We start from the raw sequence: 23,294 nt of genomic DNA, 5'->3' as shown, positions 1-23,294 counted from the left end.
AGCAATCCAGCTCCGTGCACCGCACCTCTGGATTGCTTCGCTGCGCTCGCAATGATGGGGAGAAACCCACTTCAACCAACCTCAATCCGGCAGATCGTCGCGGAACAGGCGTTCGCCGGAGACGATCGACGAGATCATGCTCTGGCGGCTGAGGATGTCCTCGCGCACCGCGGCGTAGATGTGCACGATCACGAACACCACGATCGCCCACATTCCGAGATGATGCACGGTGTGCAGATCCTGGCTGTTCGGGAAGATCGAGAACATGAAGCCGAACATCTTGTACTGCCAGCTATCGATGCCCTGGCCTTCGGCATACAGCGCCATGCCGCTGCACATCATGAAGATCATGAACAGCATGAAGGTGAACATTGCCACGTGCGCCAGCGGATTGTGGCCGATGTACTTCTTCGGATCCTTCACCAGGAAGGCGTACCATTTGAATTCGTAAATCATGCCCCACCACCAGGTCCGGTTGGTGATCGGCATGTAGAACAGCTGCTTGGAGTATTTATTGCCGACGATCGCCCAGTAGGCGCGCAGAATGAAGAACACGATCAGCGTCTGGCCCGCCGCGAAGTGGATGAAGCGGATATAGCCCATCTGGAAGCTGGCGCTGGCCTCGCCGGGCACGGAGGGCGGCGGCGACCCGATCAGATAGCCGGTGACGCACAGCGCCACGATCAACAGCGCGTTGACCCAGTGCCACAGCCGCACCGGCGCCTGATAGACATAGACCGTCTGCAACGACCGGGCCCGCTCCCCGGCCGAGTCGATGGCGCCCTGGACCCGTGCGATTTCCGTGGTCATCGTCGCCTCCCCTGCGTCAGCTGACCTTGACCTGTGCCATCTCCTGACCGTCCTCACTCATCACGTGGGTCGAGCAGGCCAGGCACGGATCAAACGAATGCAGCGTGCGGATGATCTCCAGCGGTTGGTTCGGATCGGCCATCGGAGTGTCGAGCAGCGCCGCCTCGAATGCACCGATATTGCCTTGCGGATCGCGCGGGCTGCCGTTCCAGGTGGTCGGCACCACGCACTGATAGTTGTCGATCCGGGTGTCCTTGATCTTGACCCAGTGCGCCAGCGCGCCGCGCGGCGCCTCGGTGAAGCCGACGCCCTTGACGTCTTTCGGCCAGCTCGACGGGTGCCATTTGTCGGTGTTGGCGGTGGACAGGTCGCCGGCTTTGATGCTGGCCATCAGCTTGTCCTGCGCAGCGCGCAGCTTGCGCGCCGCCCACTGGCATTCCAGCCCGCGCGCCGCGGTGCGGCCCAGCGTCGAGAACAGCGCGGTGACCGGCACGTCGAGCGTCTTCAGGAGCTTTTCGGTCGGCTCCTTGAACTCCGGTTTGCCCTGGGCGTAGCCGATGATGTAACGCGCCAGCGGACCGACCTCGACCGCGTGGCCCTTCCAGCGCGGCGCCTTCAGGAACGAGTATTTGGCGGACTCGTCCAGCGCCTCGATGTTGGTGCGGGTGCCCTTGGCGTTGGGGCCGAGCACGAAGTTCGGCTCGGTGACGCCGTCATACGGATGCAGGCCCTTGCCCTCGTCGGCGTATTTGTACCAGGAGTGGGTGACGAATTCCTGGATCTGGTCCGGCGCGCTCAGATCGACCGGAAGCACCTCGTTCAGATTGCCGTTGATGATCACGCCGCGCGGCAGCATCAGGCTCTTGTCGGAATAGTCGTTGGCGTATTCCGGCAGGTCGCCATAGGACATCACCGACTTCGACGACAGCCCGCCGCCATACAGCCAGTCCTTATAGAACCCGGCAATCGCCACCAGATCGGGCACGTAGACCTGCTCGACGAAGGCAACGGTCTGGTCGATGATCGACGACACCAGATTGAGCCGCTCGATGTTGATCGCGCCAACCGCGCCGGTGCCATCGACGTTGATCGAGCACGGCACGCCGCCGACCAGCCAGTTCGGATGCGGGTTCTTGCCGCCGTAGATGGTGTGGATCTTGACGATCTCCTTCTGGAAATCGAGCGCTTCGAGATAGTGCGCCACCGCCATCAGATTAGCTTCAGGCGGCAGCTTGTAGGCGGGATGGCCCCAATAACCGTTCTTGAACGGGCCGAGCTGGCCGCTCTCGACGAACTTGGTCAGGCGGATCTGCAGATCCTTGAAGTAACCCGGCGACGACATCGGCCACGGCGAGATCGACTGTGCCAGCGCGGAGGTGGCTTTCGGATCGGCCTTCAGGGCCGACACCACATCGACCCAGTCGAGCGCGTGCAGATGATAGAAGTGAACCAGATGGTCGTGCACATACAGCGCGAGCTGCATGATGTTGCGGATGGTGTTGGCGTTCTCCGGCACGTTGATCTTCAGCGCGTTCTCGACCGCGCGCACCGACGTGAGCGCGTGAGTGCCGGTGCAGACGCCGCAGATCCGCTGGGTGAACGCCCAGGCGTCGCGCGGGTCGCGGCCCTTGAGGATCACCTCGATGCCGCGCCACATCGTGCCGGTCGACACCGCATTGCGGATGACGTTGTTGCTGTCGACATTGACCTCGACGCGCAGGTGCCCCTCGATCCGGGTCACCGGATCGACGACGACGCGGCGGCCGGCATTGTCGAGCTTGAAGCCGTTGGGAGTCGTGACGTTGGTCATGATGCTGCGTCCTGGGCCTTAAGCAGACTTGCCGTTGGAGGTGCCGTTGCCGTTCGGGACTTCCTTGCGGCGCGACAGATTGCGCACGGTGGTCACCGCGGCGTGCGCGGCGATCGCCGTGCCGACGACGCCGGCGACCGTGGCACCGATCTTGTCGGCGTTGGCCTCGATACCGAACTGATTGATGGTGGTGAGCCGGTCGTAGAACGAGCCCTTGTCCCAGAACGCGTCTTCCGAGCAGCCGATGCAGCCGTGGCCGGACTGGATCGGGAACGACACGCCGCCGTTCCAGCGCACCGTCGAACAAGCGTTGTAGGTCGTCGGGCCTTTGCAGCCCATCTTGTAGAGGCAGTAGCCCTTACGCGCGCCGTCGTCGTCCCATTCCTCGACGAACTGACCGGCGTCGAAATGCGGCCGGCGATAGCATTTGTCGTGGATGCGCTGGGAGTAGAACATCTTCGGCCGGCCTTGGCGGTCGAGTTCGGGCAGCCGTCCGAAGGTGATGATGTAGGAGACGACGCCGGTCATCACCTCGGCGATCGGCGGGCAGCCCGGCACTTTGATCACCGGCTTGTTGCGGATCACCTTGTCGATCGGGGTCGCGTTGGTCGGATTCGGCTTGGCGGCCTGCACGCAGCCCCACGAGGCGCAGCTGCCCCAGGCGATCACCGCCATCGAGTCTTCGGCCATCTCCTTCAGCTTCTCGACGAAGGGGCGGCCGCCGTCGATGCAGAACATGCCGTCTTCGTTCAGCGGCGGATTGCCTTCCACCGCCAGCACGTACTGGCCTTTGTACTTCTTGCGAGTCTCTTCAAGGATCGCATCGGCCTGATGGCCCGCCGCCGCCATGATGGTGTCGTCGTAATCGAGCGAGATCATCGACAGCACCGCATCCTTCACCAGAGGATGCGCCGAGCGGATGAAGCTTTCCGAGCAGCAGGTGCATTCCAGCCCGTGCATCCAGATCACCGGCACGCGCGGCTTGGTCTCCAGCGCGTGCGCGATCTGGGTGGCGCCGATCGGCCCGAGGCCGAGACTGGTGGCCGTGAGACTGCAGAACTTCACGAAGCTGCGCCGCGTGATCCCCTGCCGCCTGATCACCTCGTAAAAGGTTTCCGTCACTGCACCCATGATGGCTCCCGGTGTCCCGCCCTCTCGAAGTCTCGTTCCGGACTTCGCAACTTCACGAGAGATCGCAAGAACCATGCCAGCGACGCGCAGAAATGATGCGGTGCATCAAGTGCTTGATACGAACGGTAAAGGCCGGCGCGCTCGGGTGAGCCCCGTGAGCTTCGGGAAACGACGAGGTGATAAGCCGGTTGCGGCGCTGACAACCGAGTGACCGCAGGTGCGATCAGCCAAGCAGTTAGTGTGCAGTGCACACCATGCAGGGATCGAACGAACGCACGACGTGCTGGATGGTGACCGCGCGCGCGCCTGCGTCGCCGACCGGTGTGCCGACCAGCGCTTGTTCGAGCGGGCCGGGAACGCCGCCCCGATCACGCGGCGAAAAATTCCAGCTGGTCGGCGCGATGATCTGATAGCGGCGGATGCTGTCGCCGCGCAGTTCGATCCAATGGCCGAGGCTGCCGCGTGCAGCTTCGACGAGGCCAATCCCGGTCCCGTCGCGGCCACGCTCGCTTCGCTCCAGAAACGGCTCGGCAAGATCGAGCTGCCGCGCCCACTGGTGCATCGCCAGCGCCAGCCGGGCCGTCTCGCGCAATCGCGCAATAACGCGGGTCGTGACGCAGGGACCGAAGCGGGCGAGACAATCGCGGATCAGCGGATCGCCGTCGACCGCCTGCCGCGCCAGGGCCCCGACTTCGGCCGGGCCACCGCCGAGCCGGGGTGCCTTGCACCAGCTATAGCCGGCCGGCTTGTCGGCATCGGGATCGGTGTCGGCTTCCATCGGCGACAATGAAGTGTCGCGCATCCAGGCGTGAGCCACATCCTCGGTGATCGCGGCGGGATCGAACGACGTCCGCTCCGCACTGGAAGGATCGAGCACGCCGGCTGCAAACAGAGCTGCATCCTCGCCCTGATAGGCGCCGAAGCTCATCAGCGGCAGCGCGATCCGGCCGAGCTGGTGAAGCGCAAGATCATCGGCAATGCTGAGAAAGCCGGCGAAGTCACTGCCGCGGCCGTCCCGCCATGCCTCAAGGCCCGCCACGCTGTCGATCGCCAGCACGTTGTCGAGACTGTCGCCGAACACAGTGCGTTCGAGAAAGTCGCGGAAGTCGCCGATGATCGACAGCAGCTGCACCCGCTCGCCGAGATCGATCGCGCAGGTGGTGCCGCCCGGCTGAAACGCCAGACTGTGCGGCCATTTGCCGGCGAGCAGGCCCATGATCTGCAACAGCCGTGCCCGCGCCGGCAGCATCGCCTGCGCCGCACGGCCCTGCACCGCCTTGAACCGGGCCGCGATCTCAGGATGCCACGGCCGCCCCGCATAAGCATCGCGGGCGAAGTCCGGCATGAAGAACAGATAGAAGTGCGTCAGGTGATCGGCGGCGTTCTCAGCCGCATGGGCCAGATTGGCGGCAAGCACGCCGTTGCGCGCCGGCCGCACCCCGCCGGCGGCCCGCAGCGCCGCCACCGCGGCCATCGACTGCGACACCGAGCAGATGCCGCAGATCCGCGGCACCAGCGTCAGCGCATCCATCGCCGATCGGCCGCGCAGGATCTGCTCGAAGCCGCGATACAACGGCGCGGTGACTTCGGCCGAGCGAACGACGCCGTCGTCGAGATCGAGCCGCACTTCCAGATCGCCCTCGACGCGGTTGAACGGACCGACCGTGATCCGCCGCGTCATGGCCGCCGGCCGGGGTCGCTGCGCGGCGGCACGACAATATGATCCGCCGCCGCGTTGGCGCGAACCCGCTTCGGCGTCGCCGATTTCGATAGCGCCGCCAGCGCGACGAACCACGCTTTCGGCATATCGAGCGGCAGGCCGACTGGGATGCCGGCAAGCTTGGCGGTTTCCATGAAGCCCTGCGAGGTCTCGAAGCCCGGCGAGGTGCAGGCAATGCAGGCATAGCCGCCGCTGGTACAGGAGCCGCTGCCGTTCCAGCCGCGCTGATTGCAGTCGCCGACCGCCTGCGTCGCCTTGCAGCCGAGGTGCTCCATCAGGCAGCCCTGTTGCGACAGCTCCTCGGCGCTGGCCTTGAACTCGTAGTACTCGTTACGGGCGCAGCCGTGATGCGCCAGATGATCGGCAAAGAACCGCGGCCGGCCGAACGCATCGAGCGCAGCGCTGTCGACACCACCGAGCGCCAGCGCGGCGAGTGTTTCGGAAATCCAGCCCGGATGCGGCGCACAGCCGGCGATGTTGATCACCGGCAGCCCGGCGCGGGAGCGGAAGCCGGCGCCGAGCACGCCGCCGGCCTCGGCCGCCGCATATTGCAGGCCGCTGGCGTCGGTCGGATTGCTGCCGGCCATCGGCACACCGCCGAACGCCGCGCAGCTCCCAGCCGCAACCACATAATCGGCGCGCGGCGCCAGCGCCGTCACCCAATGCAGCATCGAACGCCCGGTGCCGCCGAGCATGTTGAAGCGGCCGCTGCCATTCGGCCCACGCAGCACCGCGCCTTCCAGCACCAGCGCGCCGAGCCGCTGCTCACCGGACGCAATGCGCTCGAAGATCGCCACCGCCTCGTCGGCGGTCGCTTCGCTCACCGACGGATGCCACAGCAGATTGATCCCGAACCGCTTCAGCTCGGCAAACCAGCCGGAATGCCCGCCCTCCAGCGCCGCCATGGTGCAGCCGCCGCAACTGGCTCCTTGCAGCCAAAGGATGTCGAAGGAGTCCATCGCCGCCGGCCTCCCAACCAGCTCTGTGGCCGACGACTATGCGGGAGTTCGCGCGACCGCTGCAAGGCGGATGTCCGACACGCGCGCATCGAGACGCGCCGGCAGACCTGAGCTAAGCTGCTGAAATGATTGGCTGGGGCGGGAGGGATCGAACCTCCGCATGGGGGAATCAAAATCCCCTGCCTTACCGCTTGGCTACGCCCCAACAGCCGGTTCCGTGCCGCGCAGGGCGGCCGGATGGCGGATTCGCTTCGGCCCCGCCGGTCTATCGACACCCAAGCGGCATTTCAACCGCCGAAAGCGTCGTGCGCCGGGTGTGGGCGGCCCGGCTGCAGAGCCGGCGCGACGCGACGGACGGTTGAGGGGAATGGGTTTTCGTGGAAAAAGGCCGGCATTCCTTCCGTCAGCCGGGACTTCAACATGACCTATCGCGCTCCGATCGACGACATCCTTCTTTCCCTGAACCACGGTGCAGGACTGCAGGCCGCCGTCGCCGCCGGCCATTTGGGCGACTACGACAGCGAGATCACTGCGCAAGTCCTGGATGAGGCGGGCAAGTTCGCCAGCGACATCCTGGCGCCGCTGAACCGGGTCGGCGACAAACACGGCATCAAGCTGGAGCACGGCAAGGTCACCACCGCGCCGGGCTGGCCGGACGCCTATCAGCGCTGGATCGCCGCCGGCTGGAATGCGGTGTCGGGACCGGAGGATTTCGGCGGCCAGGGGCTGCCGATGGCGGTCAACGCCGCCTGCACCGAGATCTGGGCGTCGTCCAACATGGCGTTCGGGCTGTGCCCGCTGCTGACCCTGTCGGCGATCGACGCACTGCATACGCACGGCAGCGACGCGCTGAAGCAGGTCTATCTCGGCAAGCTCATTTCCGGTGAATGGACCGGCACGATGCAGCTCACCGAGCCGCAGGCCGGCTCCGACGTCGGCGCGCTGCGCACCCGCGCCGAGCGCGCTGCCGACGGCAGCTATAAGATCTTCGGCAGCAAGATCTTCATCACCTACGGCGACCACGACATGACCGATAACATCGTGCATTTCGTGCTCGCGCGGCTGCCGGATGCGCCGGCCGGCACCAAAGGCATCTCGCTGTTCCTGGTGCCGAAATTCCTGGTCAACGCCGACGGCTCGCTGGGTGCCCGCAACGACATTTATCCGAGCGGCGTCGAGCACAAGCTCGGCATCCACGCCTCGCCGACCTGCACCATGACGATGGGCGATCACGGCGGCGCCATCGGCTATCTGATCGGCGAAGAAAACCGCGGCATGCAGTGCATGTTCACGATGATGAACCAGGCCCGTCTCGCGGTCGGCCTCGAAGGCGTCGGCATTGCAGACCGCGCCTATCAGCAGGCGCTGGCCTATGCGCAGGAGCGCAAGCAGGGCCGCGCGGTCGGCAGCGCCGGCCCGGGTTCGGACCCGATCATCAAGCACCCCGACGTCAAGCGCACGCTGCTGACGATGCGCGCGCTGATCGGCGCCGCGCGTACGATTTGTTACTCGACCGCGGTCGCGCTCGACATCGCGGCGCGCAGCACCGATCCGAAGGTCAAGGCCTCCGCGGCGGCGCGCGGCGCGCTGCTGACGCCGATCGCTAAGGCGTTCTCCACCGACATCGGCATCGAAGTCGCCTCGCTCGGCGTGCAGATCCACGGCGGCATGGGCTTCATCGAAGAGACCGGCGCCGCGCAGCACTATCGCGACGCGCGGATTGCGCCGATCTACGAAGGCACCAACGGCATCCAGGCGATCGATCTCGTCACCCGCAAGCTCGGCGCGAACGGCGGCGCCTCGGTGTTCGCGCTGCTCGACGAGCTGACGCTGATCGTCAAGGATGTCGAAGCGTCGAACGATCCGGGCTTCGGCCTCACCGGCCTGCGGCTCCGCGAAGCGCTGGAAGCGCTCGACCGCACCAGCCGCTATCTGCTCGACAAACTCGGCAACGCCACCAACGATGCGCTGGCCGGTGCCACGCCCTATCTGCGTCTGTTCGGCGCCACGCTGGGCGGCTGCGCGCTGGCGGCCGAAGCGCTCGCGGCCCGCGATCTCGAAGGCATCAATGATCCGTCGCGCTACGTCGCGCTGGCGCGGTTCTTCGCCGAGACCGTCGCGGTGCAGGCTCCTGCGCTGGAGCGCAGCGTGGTCGACAGCGCCGCGTCGGTGGCCGGTGCCGAGGCGGTGCTGACGGCTTAAGTTGATCCTTCGGCTTACGAAGAACTCCGGGGTGGCTGCATTGCAGCCACCCTTTATTTTGTGCGCATCGCGATGGGCGTGCGCTTCGACAGAAATTCATCGCGGACGGCGGGCCGTCAGCTGACGTCACGGACGAACGTGATACTGTGCGTACCGAGGAGCGCTCCGCTTGAGGCGGGGACGCCGGGTCTTAGGGGGAAATGCCATGACGGAGCATCTGATCGTCACGGATGAAGACGGCACGCGCGTGATCACCATGCGCCGGCCGGAAAAGAAGAACGCGCTGACGCAGGACATGTATCGCGAGATGAGCCACGCGATCGACACTGCGCAGAACAATCCCAATATCCGTTGCCTGATCATCACCGGCGGCTCCGGCGTGTTCACCGCCGGCAACGATCTCGACGATTTCCTCAAAGCCGGCACCGATACCAGCGGCGCGGCGCGCGTCACCAACGCCACCAAGTTTCTGTATTCGCTGGCTCACAACGTGAAGCCGATCATCGCGGCCGTCGACGGCATCGCGATCGGCATCGGCACGACGATGCTGTTTCACTGCGACTACGTGCTGGCCTCGACCACGGCGACGTTCTCGACGCCGTTCATTCAGCTCGGCCTGGTGCCGGAGGGCGCGTCCAGCCTGCTGATGCCGCGCACCATGGGCTATCAGCGCGCGTTCGCCACGCTGGTGATGGGCCACACCATGACGGCCGAAAACGCCCGCGTCGCCGGCTTCGTCAACGTCGTGGTAGCGCCCGGCCAGACCGAGATGGAAGCCAAAAAAGCCGCGCGGGAAATCTGCGCGCTGCCGGCCGAAGCGGTGGCGATCTCGCGCAAACTGCTGCGGCTGGCGCCCGATGAGATCACCCGGCGGATCGATCAGGAAACGCATCTGTTCGGCGAGCGGATGAAGTCGCCCGAAGCCGTCAACGCCTTCATGCGCTTCTTTCAGCGGAAGAAGAGCTGAGATGACGGCTGCGGCACCCGGCGGGCGCCGCAGCCGGACCGATTACTTTTTCCCGGGCGCGAAATTCTGATCGCTGAACGGGTTCGACGCCGGCGTCCGCAGATGGACGAAGCCGAGCTTGAGCTCGCGGTGGCACGAATTGCAGCCGGCGGTGAGGTCATCATAGGCCCGGGCGAATTCGCGGGCGTCCTTGGCAGCGATCGCCGCCGACACTGCATCGAGCGGCTTGGCCATGGTGGTGACGTCGTTGACCGGCAGGCTCTGATAGAGCTGGGCGGCATCTTCGAGCCTCGCCTTGAGCTGCTTGGTCTCGTAAGTCGCAAGCCCCCAATTGCCGGCCTTGCCGGCGTACCACAGCTTGATGTGCGCGACCTGCGCGCCCTGCATCAGATCGGAAAGGCGCGGCTGGGGCCGTTCGGCTCCCCGCGGCTGCTGCGCGACGGCCAGCGACATCGTGACGGCGAACGCCATCGCACCGATAACAACGGCTGCGGGCCCAGCGAGCGAAAACCTCTTCATGCGTCATCCCCGGTCTTGTACGAGCATCGCGACTCGCGGTCCGTCGCGCGATTGAGTGCCATCAGTAACGCCACGCCGCCGTGAAGTTCAATCGGCACGTCGGCAAGGTTGGTATTCGGCGGCGCATTCGCGTCGTCCTGCGGCAAACCGACGCCACTTGCATTCGCGCGCGCGGCAGGCGATGCGAAGCGTGAAAAAGCTCTGCTCGGATCACCGATGATCAAGCTCCGCTCTCGCCTGCCCCTGCTCGCCACCGCCGCCGCGCTCACCGTCGCATCCGTGTCCGCCCCGCGCGCGGCCGAATTGCTGCCTCCGCCGGTCGATCTGCGGATTCTGGCGATCAACGATTTCCACGGCAATCTGCAGCCGCCGCCCGGCGGCATCGCGATCGACGACCCGGCCGATCGGACCAAGAAGATTCACGTCCCCGCCGGCGGCGCCGAGCACATGGCGACGCTGGTCAAAGCGCTGCGCAAGGATCATCCCAACGCGATCTTCGTTGCGGCCGGCGACCTGATCGGCGCCAGCCCGTTTCTGTCGGCGATGTTTTACGACGAGCCGACCATCGAGTCGCTGTCGCTGATGGGGCTCGCCCTGTCCTCGGTCGGCAATCACGAGTTCGACGAGGGCAAGACCGAGTTGCTCCGGATGCAGAACGGCGGCTGCCATCCGGTCGACGGCTGCCAGGGGCCGCATCCGTTCAAGGGCGCGGCGTTCAACTATCTGGCCGCCTCCACGGTCGAGACCGCGACCGGCAAGACGGTGTTTCCTCCCTACGCAATCCGCAAGTTCGGCGGCGTGCCGGTGGCGTTCATCGGGCTGACGCTGAAGAACACACCCAACATGGTGTCACCGCCGGGTGTCGCCGGACTGTCGTTCAGGGACGAGGCCGAGACCGTCAACGCCCTGATCCCGGAGCTGAAAGCCAAGGGCGTCGAGGCGATCGTGGTGCTAATCCATGAAGGTGGTTTTCCGACCGGCGACTACAACGAATGCCCGGGCATCTCCGGTCCGATCGTCGAGATCGTCAACAAGCTCGACCGCGCCGTCGACGTGGTGATCAGCGGTCATACTCACCGCGCCTACACCTGCCGGATCGACGGCCGCCTTGTCACCAGCGGCGACAAATACGGCACCATCGTCACTGCGATCGACCTCAAGCTCGATCCCACCACCCGCGACGTGATCAGCGCGGCGGCCAATAACACGATCGTCCGGACCGAGACGCTGGCCAAGGATACGGCGCAGACCGCACTGATCGCCGCCTACGACAAACTGGCCGGTCCGATCGCGGCGCGGCCGGCGGGTTCGGTGACATCGGCGCTGTCGCGGGTGCCGAATGCGGCGGGTGAGAGCGTGCTCGGCGACGTGGTGGCCGATGCCCAGCTCGCCGCGACATCGGACAAAGACAAAGGCGGCGCCGAGATTGCGCTGACCAACCCGGGCGGCGTCCGCTCCGATATTCTCGGCGGCGAAGGCGGCGCAGTCACGTTCGGCCAGGTGTTCGCCGCGCAGCCGTTCCGCAATCAGCTGGTAACCATGACGCTGACCGGCGCTCAGCTCAGGGCGGCGCTCGAACAGCAATGGGCGGAGCCGGCGCGGCCGCGAATTCTGCAGGTGTCGAAGGGCTTTCACTTCGCCTGGGATGCGGCGGGCGCCTCGGGTGCACGAATTCCGCCGGACAGGATGACGTTGAACGGAGCGCCGATTGATCCGAACCGTGCCTACCGGGTCACGCTGAACGCCTATCTGGCGGCGGGCGGCGACGGCTTCACCGTGTTCAAGGACGGTGCTGCACTGCAAACCGGCGTGTACGACGTCGACGCGCTGTTCGCCTATTTCAAGACGCACAGTCCGGTGGCGCCGCCGCCGACCGACAGGGTGACGCGCTTGAATTGAGCGAGCTCTAGTTGTTTGTTTTGATGCGTTTTCTTCGAGCGGAGCAGTTTTCATCTCGCTCGAAAACGCTCTAAGCCTTAAGCGGCCCTTTCGCTCGCCGCAGCGAGTAACTACATTCATTCGAATATAATACAGACACAGATCGGCGCCCGGGCACTTCTGAATGACCACGCTTTTTCTGACCCATTCCGCGTGCCTCGACCATCACACGCCGGAAGGACATCCTGAGCGCGCTGCGCGCCTCGCCGCCATCAACAAGACGCTGGGCGAAGAACGCTTTGCACCGCTGGCGCGCGCGGAGTCGCCGATCGGCTCGCTCGAGCACATCGCGCTGTGCCACACCGATCACCACATCGTCGAGCTGCGCCACATGTCGCCGTCCACCGGGATCGTCTATGTCGACGGCGACACCTCGATGTCGCCGGGCACATTCGAAGCCGCGCTACGCGGCGTCGGCGGTTCGGTCGCCGCGGTGGATGCGGTGATGAAGGGCGAGGCCGCCAACGCCTTCGTCGCCACCCGGCCGCCGGGTCACCATGCCGAAATCACCAAGCCGATGGGATTCTGCTTCTTCGGCAATGCCGCGATCGCCGCACGCTACGCCCAGCGCCAATACGGCATCGAGCGCGCCGCGGTGGTGGATTTCGACGTCCACCACGGTAATGGCACCCAGGACATCTTCTGGGGTGACCGAACCGTGATGTATTGCTCCACTCACCAGATGCCGCTGTTCCCGGGTACCGGCTCGCAGGGCGAGCGCGGCGAATATGACAATATCGTCAACGCGCCCCTGGCTTCCGAAGATGGGGGGACTGAGTTCCGTTTCGCGTTCGAGCAGCTGATCCTGCCCCAGCTCAAGCGGTTTTCGCCGGAATTGATCGTGATTTCGGCCGGTTTCGACGCCCATTACCGAGATCCGCTGGCCAGCCTGAACCTGCGCGCCGAAGATTTCGGCTGGGTCACCGAACGGCTGATGGAGGTCGCGGCCCAGACCGCCGGAGGCCGCATTGTCTCAGTGCTCGAGGGGGGATATGACCTCCAGGGCCTGAGTGAATCGGTGGCTGCGCATGTGGGCGCCCTGATGGGCGCTTGAACCAGCCGCCCCGCCAGGCGACCAAGAACAACAACCAAAACAATGCTGCCGCGCCCCAGCGTGGTGCAGCCGGGAATGCGAAATGGCCGAAGCCGCAACCGCCGATGTGAAGAAGCTCAGCTTCGAGCGCGCCCTCGAGGAACTCGAGACCATCGTCAAGCGGCTCGAAGACGGCAAGGTGCCGCTCGAGGAATCGGTCACGATTTATGAACGCGGTGAAGCTTTGAAGCGCCGCTGTGAGGATCTGCTGCGGCAGGCCGAAGCCCGCGTAGACAAGATTACCACCGACGCGCAGGGCGCTCCGACCGGCACCGAGCCGCTGGACGTGCAATAACCCCGACATCCCACAAAGGTAATTGCTTGCGCCGCCGTCCGGCTACGACCGTGTTTGCGGCGCAACACTGGAGTTCCGAAACTACCCCCATCAACCCTGTTGGCCGAAAGTTTACGCAGCCTGACCAAGCCTTGGGCGGCCGATGGTTGGATTTAATGACGGGTTTGTGTAAAGGTATGAGCTTATGCGCCGCGCTTGACACTCGCCGGGATGGCACTGTCAAGTTCGGTGGACGTGTGCAGCCGCAATAAGTGATCGAGGTCACTTCGACGATCGGGAGCGCACACTATGCTTCGATCGTTGATTTCTCCTGAAGTAGGAGTGCGGGAGCCGGGTGAGGCTCACGCAGACTGGACACTCGGACCATTCGTCGAGGGACTCACCACCCTATAGTTATAAGACTGGAATATCGCCGTGACCGAATTTAGCAAAACACCGCTTCTCGACACCATTCGTACACCGGAAGATCTGCGCAAGCTGCGGGTCGATCAGGTTCGGCAGGTCGCCGACGAGCTGCGATTGGAGACGATTGACGCGGTATCGGTCACCGGCGGGCATTTCGGCGCCGGTCTCGGCGTGGTCGAGCTGACTACCGCACTGCACTATGTGTTCGACACCCCGCGCGACCGCCTGATCTGGGACGTCGGCCACCAGGCCTATCCGCACAAGATCCTGACCGGCCGCCGCGACCGCATCCGCACGCTGCGGACGCCGGGCGGCCTGTCCGGCTTCACCAAGCGCACCGAGAGCGATCACGACCCGTTCGGCGCCGGCCATTCCTCGACCTCGATCTCGGCCGGCCTCGGCATGGCGGTGGCCAGCGAGCTGTCGGGCGTCAAGAACAACGTCATCGCGGTGATCGGCGACGGCTCGATCTCGGCCGGTATGGCCTATGAGGCGATGAACAACGCCGGCGCGATGAACTCGCGGCTCATCGTGATCCTCAATGACAACAACATGTCGATCGCTCCGCCGGTCGGCGCGATGTCGTCGTATCTGTCGCGGCTGTATTCGGGCAAGACCTACCGGTCGCTGCGCGAGGCCGGCAAGCAGATCGGCAAGCATCTGCCCAAGCTGATCGCCGACCGCGCCGCCCGCGCCGAGGAATATTCCCGCGGCTTCATGATGGGCGGCGGCACCCTGTTCGAAGAACTCGGCTTCTACTATGTCGGCCCGGTCGACGGTCACAATCTCGACCACCTGCTGCCGATCCTGCAGAACGTCCGCGATGCCGACACCGGCCCGTTCCTGATCCACGTCGTCACCCAGAAGGGCAAGGGTTACGGCCCGGCCGAAGCGGCGGCCGACAAGTATCACGCGGTGGTCAAGTTCGACATCGCCACCGGCGCCCAGGCCAAGGCCAAGTCGAACGCGCCGTCCTACCAGAACGTGTTCGGCCAGAGCCTGGTCAAGGAAGCCCAGAAGGACGACAAGATCGTCGGCATCACCGCGGCGATGCCGTCGGGCACCGGCATCGACATCTTCGAAAAGGCCTTCCCGAAGCGCACCTTCGACGTCGGCATCGCCGAACAGCATGCCGTGACCTTCGCGGCCGGCCTTGCCACCGAAGGCTACAAGCCGTTCTGTGCGATCTACTCGACCTTCCTGCAGCGCGCTTACGATCAGATCGTCCACGACGTCGCGATCCAGAAGCTGCCGGTGCGCTTTGCGATCGACCGCGCCGGCCTGGTCGGTGCCGACGGCGCCACCCACGCCGGTTCGTTCGACAACGCCTATCTCGGCTGCCTGCCCAACATGGTGATCATGGCTGCGGCGGACGAAGCCGAGCTGGTGCACATGGTCGCCACTCAGGTGGCGATCGACGACCGTCCGAGCGCGGTGCGCTATCCGCGCGGCGAAGGCCGCGGCGTCGAGATGCCGGAAGTCGGCGTTCCGCTGGAAATCGGTAAGGGCCGCGTCATCCGCCAGGGCAACAAGGTCGCGCTGCTGTCGTTCGGCACCCGCCTCGCGGAAGCCGAGAAGGCCGCCGACGAACTCGCCACCCTCGGCCTCTCCACCACCGTCGCCGACGCGCGCTTCATGAAGCCGCTCGACGTCGAGCTGGTGCTGAAGCTCGCTCGCGATCACGAAGTGCTGCTCACCATCGAAGAAGGTTCGATCGGCGGCTTCGGCAGCCACGTGATGCAGACGCTGGCCGAGCACGGCATGCTCGACGGCGAAGTGAAGATGCGCGCGCTGGTGCTGCCCGACGTGTTCCTGGATCACGACAACCCGACCGCGATGTACGCCCGCGCCGGCCTCGACGCCAAGGCGATCGTCAAGAAGGTGTTCGACGTGCTCGGCAAGGACGCCAAGGCCGACACCGTGAAGCTGGCCTGATCCGGCTGCTTTCGCTAATTCATCAGGACGGCGGCACGGGCGACCGTGTCGCCGTTTTGTTTTAGGCGCCCATGAAGATCTACCTCGCCGGCCCCGACGTGTTTCTGCCCGATGCGCTGCAGATCGGCCGGCGCAAGGCGGAGCTATGCGCGGACCACGGCTTTGCCGGGCTGTTTCCGCTCGACAATGCGGTCGCGCTCGCCGCGCACGACGCGTCGCTGCAGATCTTCCGCGGCAACGAAGCGATGATGAATGAAGCCGACGCCATCATCGCCAATCTGACGCCGTTCCGCGGTCCCAGTGCCGACGCCGGCACGGTGTACGAACTCGGCTACATGGCCGGACGCGGCAAGCTGGCGCTCGGCTATTCGAACGACCCGGCGAACTACGTCGCGCGGGTCAAGCAGTTCGAAACCGTCGAGAACCGCGACGGCCTGCTGATCGGCGCCGACGGCCTTGCGGTCGAAGACTTCGGCCTCGCTGACAATCTGATGCTGATCCATTGCCTCGATCTGCACGGCGCGCCGCTGGTGACGCCGCGCGAGATGCCGGCCGATCCATGGCACGACCTCGACAGCTTCACCGCCTGCGTCCGGATCGCGGCGGAGCGGCTGCGGCCGCATCGGGCGCGCTGACCATGGCGAAGCCACCGGAGTCCACGCCGCGCAAACGCGCCGATGTCGTACTGGTCGAGCGCGGCCTGTTCGATAGCCGTGCGCGGGCGCAGGCGGCGATCGAGGCCGGGCTCGTAATTGCGGACGGCAAGCCGGTCACCAAGGTTTCCGAACTGATCGCGCTCGACGCACAACTCGAAGCGCAGCCGGCGCATCCCTGGGTATCGCGCGGCGGCGTCAAGCTCGCCGGCGCGCTGGAGCATTATCCGATCGAGATCGAGGATCACGTCTGCCTCGATGTCGGCTCCTCCACCGGCGGCTTCACCGAGGTGCTGCTGGCGCACGGCGCCGCGCTGGTGTTCGCCGTCGATGTCGGCCGCGATCAGCTCCACGCTTCACTGCGCGGCCATCCCAAGATCGTCTCGATGGAAGAGACCGACATCCGCAAGCTCGAGGGCACGCGGCTGCCGCAGCGGCCGGACGTCGTGGTGATCGACGCCAGCTTCATCTCGCTGAAGCAGGTGCTGCCCGCGGCGCTGTCTCTTGCCGCATCGCCGATGAGTCTGCTGGCGCTGATCAAGCCGCAGTTCGAGGCGCCCTCGAAGCGCGGCATCGTGCGCGACGCCAAGGTGCATCGCGCGGTGTGCGACGACGCCATCGCCCTCGCCGCCTCGCTCGGCTGCCACGACATCGAGGTCTTTGCGTCCTCGATCGCCGGCGGTGACGGCAATATCGAATTCTTCCTCGGTGCAAAGCGCGGCTAAGGGCTTTCAAGGCGCGACGTCTTGGCCGGAACCAAAGTCTTACTCCGGCCGCAACTTCGGTTATGGTGCGCGCCATGACCGTACCTGGTTCCAACATCGCCGCCGGCGCGCTTGCGCCGGCGAAATCGTCTGCGTGGCGGACAGAGCTGATCGAAACGCTGTGGCTCGCGTGGCCGATGGCGCTGACGCAGCTCGGCCAGATCGCGATGATGACCACCGATCTGGCGCTGATCGGCCGGCTCGGCGACACCGCCGTGGCGGCGGCTGCGCTCGCGCATATCGTGCTGTTCTCGACCTTCACGATGGGCCTTGGACTGGTCTCCGCAGTGACGCCGCTGGCGGCGCAGGCGTTCGGCGCGCGCGCGCCGCGGCAGGTGCGTGCGTCGCTGCGCGTCGGGCTGTGGGCGGGCGTGATCGCCGGCGTGCCGCTCACGCTTGGCCAGCTCTATGGCGAAGAGCTGCTGGTCGCGCTCGGCCAGAATCCTGAGACCTCGCGCCTCGCCGGCGATTATCTCGACGGCCTGGCATGGTCGCTGGTGCCCGGCTGGCTGTTCATCGCGCTGCGCGGCTTGATGGGTGCGGTGAACCGGCCCGAGCCGGCGCTGTGGATCATGCTGACCGCGATCCCGATCAATCTCGGCCTCGCTTACGTGCTGATCCACGGCTCGTTCGGCCTGCCGCGGCTGGAAATCTTCGGCGCCGGCCTTGCCACCAGCATCGTGTCGTGGGCGATGTGCATCGCCGCCGCATTGGTGTGCGTGACGATGCGCCCGTTCCGGAAGTACCAGGTATTCGGCGAGTTGTTCCGGTTCGACGGCGAGCTGATGCGCCGGCTGCTGCAGCTCGGCCTGCCGATCTCCGGCGCTTCCGTGCTGGAATACGGCGTGTTCGGTGCCGCGGCGCTCCTGATGGGCAAGTTCGGCACCACCGCGCTCGCCGCGCATCAGATCGCCCTGCAAGTCGCCGCGATCATGTTCATGGTGCCGATGGGAATCTCGGTCGCCGCCACGGTGCGGGTCGGCCATGCGGTCGGCCGCGGCGATCCGCCGTCGGCGCGACGCGCCGGCTTTGCGGCGATCGGCCTCGGCTTCATATTCATGGCCGCCATGACGCTGCTGGTCGCGCTGACCCGGCATCAGATTCCGCAGCTGTTCCTCGGCGATTCCGACTCCTCGATCGAAACCGCGACGCTGACCGCGGCGCTGCTGATCGTCGGTGCGAGCTTCTTCATTGCCGACGGCCTGCAGGTCGTCGCCAACGGCGCGCTGCGCGGCCGCAACGACACCAAGGTGCCGCTGCTGTTCGCGGTGCTCGGGTTCTGGCTGATCGGCTTTCCGTTCTGCTGGGTGCTCGGCTTCCACACCGACCTCGGACCGTTCGGTGTCTGGATCGGGCTGGCGATCGGCCTGACCGTCTATGCGGCGCTGCTGGTGTGGCGGTTTCACCGGCTGACGCGCGACGCGATGGCGGCGGCCGTCGCCGCTTGATCACTTCCGGCTTTACGGCCTGCCGGCCGGGGACTATCGCATCGCCATGATCCAGACCCTGACGATCGATCAGCTCGGCCACCGCGGCGACGGCGTCAGCCTGTCGCCAGGCGGCGCGACTTACGTGCCATTCGCGCTGCCCGGCGAAACCGTCGAGGCCGAACCGGTGCAGGGCCATCCCGACCGCCGCAAACTGCTGCGCGTCGAGGTCCCCAGCCCCGACCGGGTGGCACCGTTCTGTCCGCATTTCGGCGTGTGCGGCGGCTGCGCGATCCAGCACTTGCGCGACGAGCCTTATCGGACGTGGAAGCGCAACCTGGTCATCGAGACGCTGGCGCAGGCGGGGATCGACGTTCCGGTCGATCCGCTGATCGATGCCCACGGCGCCGGTCGCCGCCGCGTCACGCTGCATGGACGCCGCGGCACGCACGACATTCTCAAGGTCGGCTTCAGCGCCACCGCAAGCCACGACATCATCGCCATCGATCACTGCCCGATCCTCGATCCGGCGCTGAGCGGCGCGCTGGAAGCGGCGTGGGCGCTGGCCGAAGCGCTGACGCCGGTCGGCAAGCCCCTCGATATTCAAGTCACCGCCACCGAAAACGGTCTCGATATCGATGTACGCGGCTCGGGCCCGCTGCCGCCAAAGATGATCACCTCGCTGTCGCAGCTCGCCGATAAGCACAAGCTCGCCCGGCTGACGCGCCACGGTGAATTAGTTCTGCTACGCCGGCCGCCGGTGGTGGCGATCGGCAAGGCCAAGGTGACCTTGCCGCCGGGCGCGTTCCTGCAGGCGACGGCGCTCGGCGAACAAACGCTGGCAGAGCTGGCGATGGCTCATCTCGGCCGCGCCAAGCAGGTCGCGGATCTGTTCTGCGGCGTCGGCCCGTTCGCGCTGCGCCTCGCCGAGAAGGCGCGGGTGTTCGCCTGTGACAGCGACGCGCCGGCCGTCACGGCGCTGCAGAAGGCCGCGCCGGCGACGCCGGGGCTGAAGCCGGTGAAGGCCGAAGCGCGCGATCTGTTCCGTCGCCCGCTGGCGCCGCCCGAACTGCGCGATTACGACGCCGTACTGTTCGATCCCCCGCGCCAGGGCGCGCAGGCGCAGGCCACGCAGCTCGCAGCCAGCCGGGTGCCGCTGGTACTCGCCGTCTCCTGCAACGCCACCACCTTCGCCCGCGACGCGAAGCTGCTGATCGATGGCGGCTACAAACTCGAACGCGTGATCCCGGTCGATCAGTTCAAGTACACGCCGCATGTCGAGCTGGTGGCGGTGTTGCGGAAGCAGTAGTTCAAAGCGTCATTCCGGGGCGCTCGCGAACGCGAGCGAACCCGGAATCTGGAGCTGTTGAGCTACCGGCATTTCAACATATCGGGATTCCGGGTTCACGCGCTCTGCGCGTGCCCCGGAATGACGAAGTAGCACCTACCCGATCGCGATGCCGCCGCCGATGGTGCGGTTGAGGACCTGGGTGGTGCGCTCGATGCGTTCGGCGGCGCTGTTGAGCGCGGCGGCGACGGCGCGGTTGGTCGACACGGTGCGATCGAGCGAAGCGGCGCGGTCGTTGCGCAAAGCATCGACTTCCTGCTGCAGCGAGGCGATGCGGCCGTGGGCGTCGAGGAGTTCGTCGGCCATCATCAGCGCCGCCATCACGGTGAGCCGCGCGTCGCCGATCTCGCCGAACCGGCCGCGCAGGCTCTGAATCCGCGTCTCGAGATTTTCAGCGAGCCCGAGCAGCTGCGGCTCCTGGCCCGGCTCGCAGGCCATTCGGTATTGCCGGCCATTGATGGTGACGCTGACATGGTTGGCGGACCCAGCGGAGTCGCTCGAGCTCATGACTCCTCCTCGGCCGGCTGTGGATCGCCCGCTTCCGTGTCGAGCACGTGGCGAATGGTGTCGATGGCGGAGTCGAGCCGCTGCGCGATCTCGCGATTGACCCGCTCCAGCTTGCGGCTGCGGACCAGCGCACCGTCGAGTTCGTCGGCGAGGCGCGACCGATCGGCGCCGAGCGCCTGGATTCGCGATGCCAGCTCGTCCTCGTCGCGGTCGGCCTCGGCACGCCGTTCCACCGCGCTTTCCAACGCTTCGAGCGCCGCCGCAAGGCGGCGAGCCGCCGCGACGATCTCGGCCGGTGCCTGATCGGCAGCGATGGAACCGTGGGCAGGACGATCCGTCATGCTCGTTGCGCGACCCCTCGCAAGCTCCCACACCCGAGGTCTCTGGGGACCCCCACAAAAGCCACGATTGAACAAGCCTTTAGAGCATGAAATTTACGTGGCGCAGAAGCCCAGCGCAACGCTGCCGCTGCACTATGCACTGCAAAGCACCCGCCAAAGCGCCGGTTCCGGGTCAAAATGTTGGCCATAGCGGTATCGGGTGCTATGCCGAACTGGCTTCCCCGGCTGTCCAGCCCCATCTGTTCTGTTCATCGCCCTGCCATGGAGGCAGGGCACGTTCCGATTCTACCGGAACAACCGCAACCCTCATTTTCAGGCGAGATCCAGCATGGCGCAGGTCGATCATTCCCGTATGGCAAACGCAATCCGGGCGCTGGCGATGGATGCGGTGGAGAAGGCCAAATCCGGCCATCCCGGGCTGCCGATGGGGGCCGCCGATGTCGCGACCGTGCTGTGGTCGCAGTTTCTGAAATTCGATGCCGCCGATCCGCACTGGCCGGACCGCGACCGCTTTATCCTGTCGGCCGGCCACGGCTCGATGCTGCTCTATGCGCTGCTGTATCTGACCGGCAACGAGGAACTGACGCTCGATCAGATCAAGAATTTCCGCCAGCTCGACTCCAAGACGCCCGGCCATCCGGAGAACTGCATCACCTCGTCGGTCGAGACCACCACCGGCCCGCTCGGCCAGGGCGTCGCCTCGTCGGTCGGCACGGCGCTGGCGGAGCGGCTGCTGCAGGCGGAATTCGGCGACATCGTCGATCACTACACCTACGTGCTGTGCTCGGACGGCGACCTGATGGAAGGCGTCAGCCACGAGGCGATCGCGCTCGCCGGGCACCTCAAGCTGTCGAAGCTGATCTTCCTGTACGACGACAACGGCATCTCGATCGACGGGCCGCTGTCGCTCACCGACAATGTCGACCAGGTCGCGCGCTTCCAGGCGCATGGCTGGAATTCGTTCCGGATCGACGGTCACGACCACAAGGCGATCGCCGACGCGATCCGCAAAGCCCAGGCCTCCGACCGGCCGACCATGATCGCCTGCAAGACCACCATCGGCTTCGGCGCGCCGCATAAGGCCGGCACCTCGAAGGCGCATGGCGAACCGCTCGGAGCCGAAGAGCTTGCCGGCGCCAAGAAGGCGCTCGGCTGGGATTACGGCCCGTTCGAGATTCCGGACGACGTGCTCGGTGCCTGGCGCAATGTCGGCAAGCAGGGCGCCTCCGCCCGCGCCGACTGGCTGGCCCGGTTCGACGCGCTGCCGGCGGACAAGCGCGACGATTTCAAACGCCGGGTGATCGACCGTAAGCGGCCGGCGGCGATTGCGGATGCGATCCGTGTGCTCAAGGATAAACTAGTCGCCGAACCGCAGACCATCGCCACCCGCAAGGCCAGCGAACTGGCGCTGGAAGCGCTGACGCCGGTGGTGCCAGAACTGCTGCTCGGCTCCGCCGACCTGACGCCCTCCAACAACACCCGCGTCAAGCAGGCCAAGGACGTGACCCCGGACGATTTCTCCGGCCGCTACATCCACTACGGCATCCGCGAGATGGGCATGGCGGCGGCGATGAACGGCCTTGCGCTGCACGGCGGGTTCGCGCCCGCTGGCGGCACCTTCCTGTGCTTCACCGACTATGCGCGCCCGTCGATGCGGGTCGCGGCGCTGTCGCATGTGCCGGTCGTCTACATCATGACCCACGATTCGATCGGGCTCGGCGAAGACGGCCCGACGCATCAGCCGGTCGAACACCTTGCTGCGTTGCGGGCGATGCCAAACATGCGGGTATTCCGCCCGGCCGACGCGGTGGAAACCGCCGAGTGCTGGCAGCTCGCGCTGGAGAACACCAACGGGCCGACCGTGCTGGCGCTGTCGCGGCAGAACCTCGCTCAGGTCCGCACCGCAACCTCCGAGGCCAACCTCTGCGCCACCGGCGGCTATGAGCTGATCCCGGCGCCGGGCAAGGCGCAGGTGTCGATCTTCGCCACCGGCTCCGAGGTCGAGATCGCGGTCGCGGCGCAGAAGCTGCTCGAGGTGCAGGGCGTCGCCGCCCGCGTCGTCTCGGTGCCGTCGCTCGATCTGCTGCTGGCGCAGGACGACGCCACCCGCGCCGCGATCATCGGCGATGCGCCGGTCAAGGTCGCGGTCGAAGCCGCGGTGCGGTTCGGCTGGGACGCGGTGATCGGTCCGGACGGCGGCTTCGTCGGCATGACCGGGTTCGGCGCCAGCGCGCCGGCCAAGGAGCTCTACAAGCACTTCGGAATTACCGCCGAGGCCGTGGCGGACGCCGCTAAGCGTCGGCTCGCCGCCTAATATCGCGGCGCCCGCACGCGGACGATTAAGGATCGCGCAATTATTCGGGCGCGGCAGTTCACCGCATCAGGTGGGCCGCGCCTGCGGTAAGTCTTTGATCTGAATCATGAACGAGCGGATTGCAACCGCTCGGTATTTTGGGCATGAAACCGCGCA

General features: G+C 66.0%; 20 protein-coding genes and 1 tRNA gene. 11 read left to right on the top strand and 10 right to left on the bottom strand.

Annotation, left to right across the window (positions count from 1 at the left end; genetic code table 11):
• Positions 1-81: 81 nt before the first annotated feature.
• From cybH to LRC39_RS05095, 6 genes are all read right to left on the bottom strand, one after another.
• Complete coding sequence (gene cybH / locus LRC39_RS05120; RefSeq protein WP_107354382.1) at positions 82-810, bottom strand: Ni/Fe-hydrogenase, b-type cytochrome subunit; 729 nt, start codon at positions 808-810, stop codon at positions 82-84.
• Positions 811-826: 16 nt separating this feature from the next.
• Positions 827-2,620 (bottom strand): nickel-dependent hydrogenase large subunit, encoded by a 1,794-nt coding sequence (locus tag LRC39_RS05115; protein WP_011156496.1) that lies wholly within the window; start codon positions 2,618-2,620, stop codon positions 827-829.
• A gap of 18 nt (positions 2,621-2,638) precedes the next feature.
• A complete protein-coding gene (locus LRC39_RS05110) occupies positions 2,639-3,751 on the bottom strand; it encodes a hydrogenase small subunit (RefSeq protein WP_011156495.1) in 1,113 nt (370 codons plus the stop codon).
• 235 nt (positions 3,752-3,986) lie between these two features.
• Entirely contained in the window at positions 3,987-5,432 is a 1,446-nt protein-coding gene (locus tag LRC39_RS05105) for a nickel-dependent hydrogenase large subunit (RefSeq protein WP_346296534.1), read from the bottom strand.
• Positions 5,429-6,430: a HupU protein gene (locus tag LRC39_RS05100; protein WP_346296533.1), complete on the bottom strand. Its 1,002-nt coding sequence runs from the start codon at positions 6,428-6,430 to the stop codon at positions 5,429-5,431. The genes LRC39_RS05105 and LRC39_RS05100 overlap by 4 nt, the downstream gene beginning before the upstream one ends.
• Positions 6,431-6,560: 130 nt before the next feature.
• Positions 6,561-6,635: transfer RNA gene (locus tag LRC39_RS05095), tRNA-Gln, on the bottom strand.
• Positions 6,636-6,850: 215 nt separating this feature from the next.
• On the opposite strand from LRC39_RS05095, the gene LRC39_RS05090 reads away from it, so the two are divergent.
• Positions 6,851-8,632, top strand: a complete 1,782-nt coding sequence (locus LRC39_RS05090; protein WP_346296532.1) for an acyl-CoA dehydrogenase — start codon at positions 6,851-6,853, stop codon at positions 8,630-8,632.
• A gap of 205 nt (positions 8,633-8,837) precedes the next feature.
• Complete coding sequence (locus LRC39_RS05085; protein WP_107354378.1) at positions 8,838-9,599, top strand: crotonase/enoyl-CoA hydratase family protein; 762 nt, start codon at positions 8,838-8,840, stop codon at positions 9,597-9,599.
• 42 nt (positions 9,600-9,641) lie between these two features.
• Here the strand turns inward: LRC39_RS05085 and LRC39_RS05080 are convergent, their stop codons facing one another.
• Together LRC39_RS05080 and LRC39_RS05075 are read right to left on the bottom strand one after the other, a co-directional pair.
• Entirely contained in the window at positions 9,642-10,118 is a 477-nt protein-coding gene (locus LRC39_RS05080) for a hypothetical protein (RefSeq protein ID WP_346296531.1), read from the bottom strand.
• Positions 10,115-10,342 (bottom strand): hypothetical protein, encoded by a 228-nt coding sequence (locus LRC39_RS05075; protein ID WP_346296530.1) that lies wholly within the window; start codon positions 10,340-10,342, stop codon positions 10,115-10,117. Before LRC39_RS05075 ends, LRC39_RS05080 begins: the two co-directional genes overlap by 4 nt.
• Between LRC39_RS05075 and LRC39_RS05070 the strand changes: the two genes are divergently transcribed.
• From LRC39_RS05070 to LRC39_RS05035, 8 genes are all read left to right on the top strand, one after another.
• Positions 10,335-12,017, top strand: coding sequence for a bifunctional metallophosphatase/5'-nucleotidase (locus LRC39_RS05070; RefSeq protein ID WP_346296529.1), 1,683 nt, complete (start codon positions 10,335-10,337; stop codon positions 12,015-12,017). The two genes, LRC39_RS05075 and LRC39_RS05070, sit on opposite strands and share 8 nt — an antisense overlap.
• Positions 12,018-12,180: 163 nt before the next feature.
• Positions 12,181-13,110, top strand: coding sequence for a histone deacetylase family protein (locus tag LRC39_RS05065; protein WP_346296528.1), 930 nt, complete (start codon positions 12,181-12,183; stop codon positions 13,108-13,110).
• 82 nt (positions 13,111-13,192) lie between these two features.
• Positions 13,193-13,444, top strand: coding sequence for an exodeoxyribonuclease VII small subunit (locus tag LRC39_RS05060; RefSeq protein ID WP_107343103.1), 252 nt, complete (start codon positions 13,193-13,195; stop codon positions 13,442-13,444).
• 414 nt (positions 13,445-13,858) lie between these two features.
• Positions 13,859-15,784: a 1-deoxy-D-xylulose-5-phosphate synthase gene (dxs, locus tag LRC39_RS05055; RefSeq protein ID WP_107354374.1), complete on the top strand. Its 1,926-nt coding sequence runs from the start codon at positions 13,859-13,861 to the stop codon at positions 15,782-15,784.
• A gap of 71 nt (positions 15,785-15,855) precedes the next feature.
• Positions 15,856-16,419 carry a nucleoside 2-deoxyribosyltransferase gene (locus LRC39_RS05050; protein ID WP_346296527.1) on the top strand — a complete coding sequence of 188 codons (564 nt, stop codon included), beginning with the start codon at positions 15,856-15,858 and terminating at the stop codon, positions 16,417-16,419.
• Between the two features lie 2 nt (positions 16,420-16,421).
• The gene (locus tag LRC39_RS05045) at positions 16,422-17,162 is read left to right on the top strand and encodes a TlyA family RNA methyltransferase (protein ID WP_346296526.1); all 741 of its coding nucleotides are present in this window, start codon (positions 16,422-16,424) and stop codon (positions 17,160-17,162) included.
• A 62-nt stretch (positions 17,163-17,224) separates the two neighbouring features.
• Positions 17,225-18,649, top strand: a complete 1,425-nt coding sequence (locus LRC39_RS05040) for an MATE family efflux transporter (RefSeq protein WP_346296525.1) — start codon at positions 17,225-17,227, stop codon at positions 18,647-18,649.
• A 46-nt stretch (positions 18,650-18,695) separates the two neighbouring features.
• Positions 18,696-19,937 carry a class I SAM-dependent RNA methyltransferase gene (locus LRC39_RS05035; protein WP_346296524.1) on the top strand — a complete coding sequence of 414 codons (1,242 nt, stop codon included), beginning with the start codon at positions 18,696-18,698 and terminating at the stop codon, positions 19,935-19,937.
• Positions 19,938-20,072: 135 nt separating this feature from the next.
• Here the strand turns inward: LRC39_RS05035 and LRC39_RS05030 are convergent, their stop codons facing one another.
• Entirely contained in the window at positions 20,073-20,483 is a 411-nt protein-coding gene (locus LRC39_RS05030; RefSeq protein WP_107343097.1) for a cell division protein ZapA, read from the bottom strand.
• Entirely contained in the window at positions 20,480-20,824 is a 345-nt protein-coding gene (locus tag LRC39_RS05025; protein ID WP_107343096.1) for a DUF4164 domain-containing protein, read from the bottom strand. The genes LRC39_RS05030 and LRC39_RS05025 overlap by 4 nt, the downstream gene beginning before the upstream one ends.
• 328 nt (positions 20,825-21,152) lie before the next feature.
• Between LRC39_RS05025 and tkt the strand changes: the two genes are divergently transcribed.
• Positions 21,153-23,138 (top strand): transketolase, encoded by a 1,986-nt coding sequence (gene tkt, locus LRC39_RS05020; RefSeq protein ID WP_346296523.1) that lies wholly within the window; start codon positions 21,153-21,155, stop codon positions 23,136-23,138.
• Positions 23,139-23,294: the final 156 nt, after the last annotated feature.

Source organism: Rhodopseudomonas sp. P1, assembly GCF_039642825.1.
GTDB classification, from domain to species: Bacteria; Pseudomonadota; Alphaproteobacteria; order Rhizobiales; family Xanthobacteraceae; genus Rhodopseudomonas; species Rhodopseudomonas palustris_H.
This window is presented reverse-complemented; position numbering and strand designations above follow the sequence as displayed.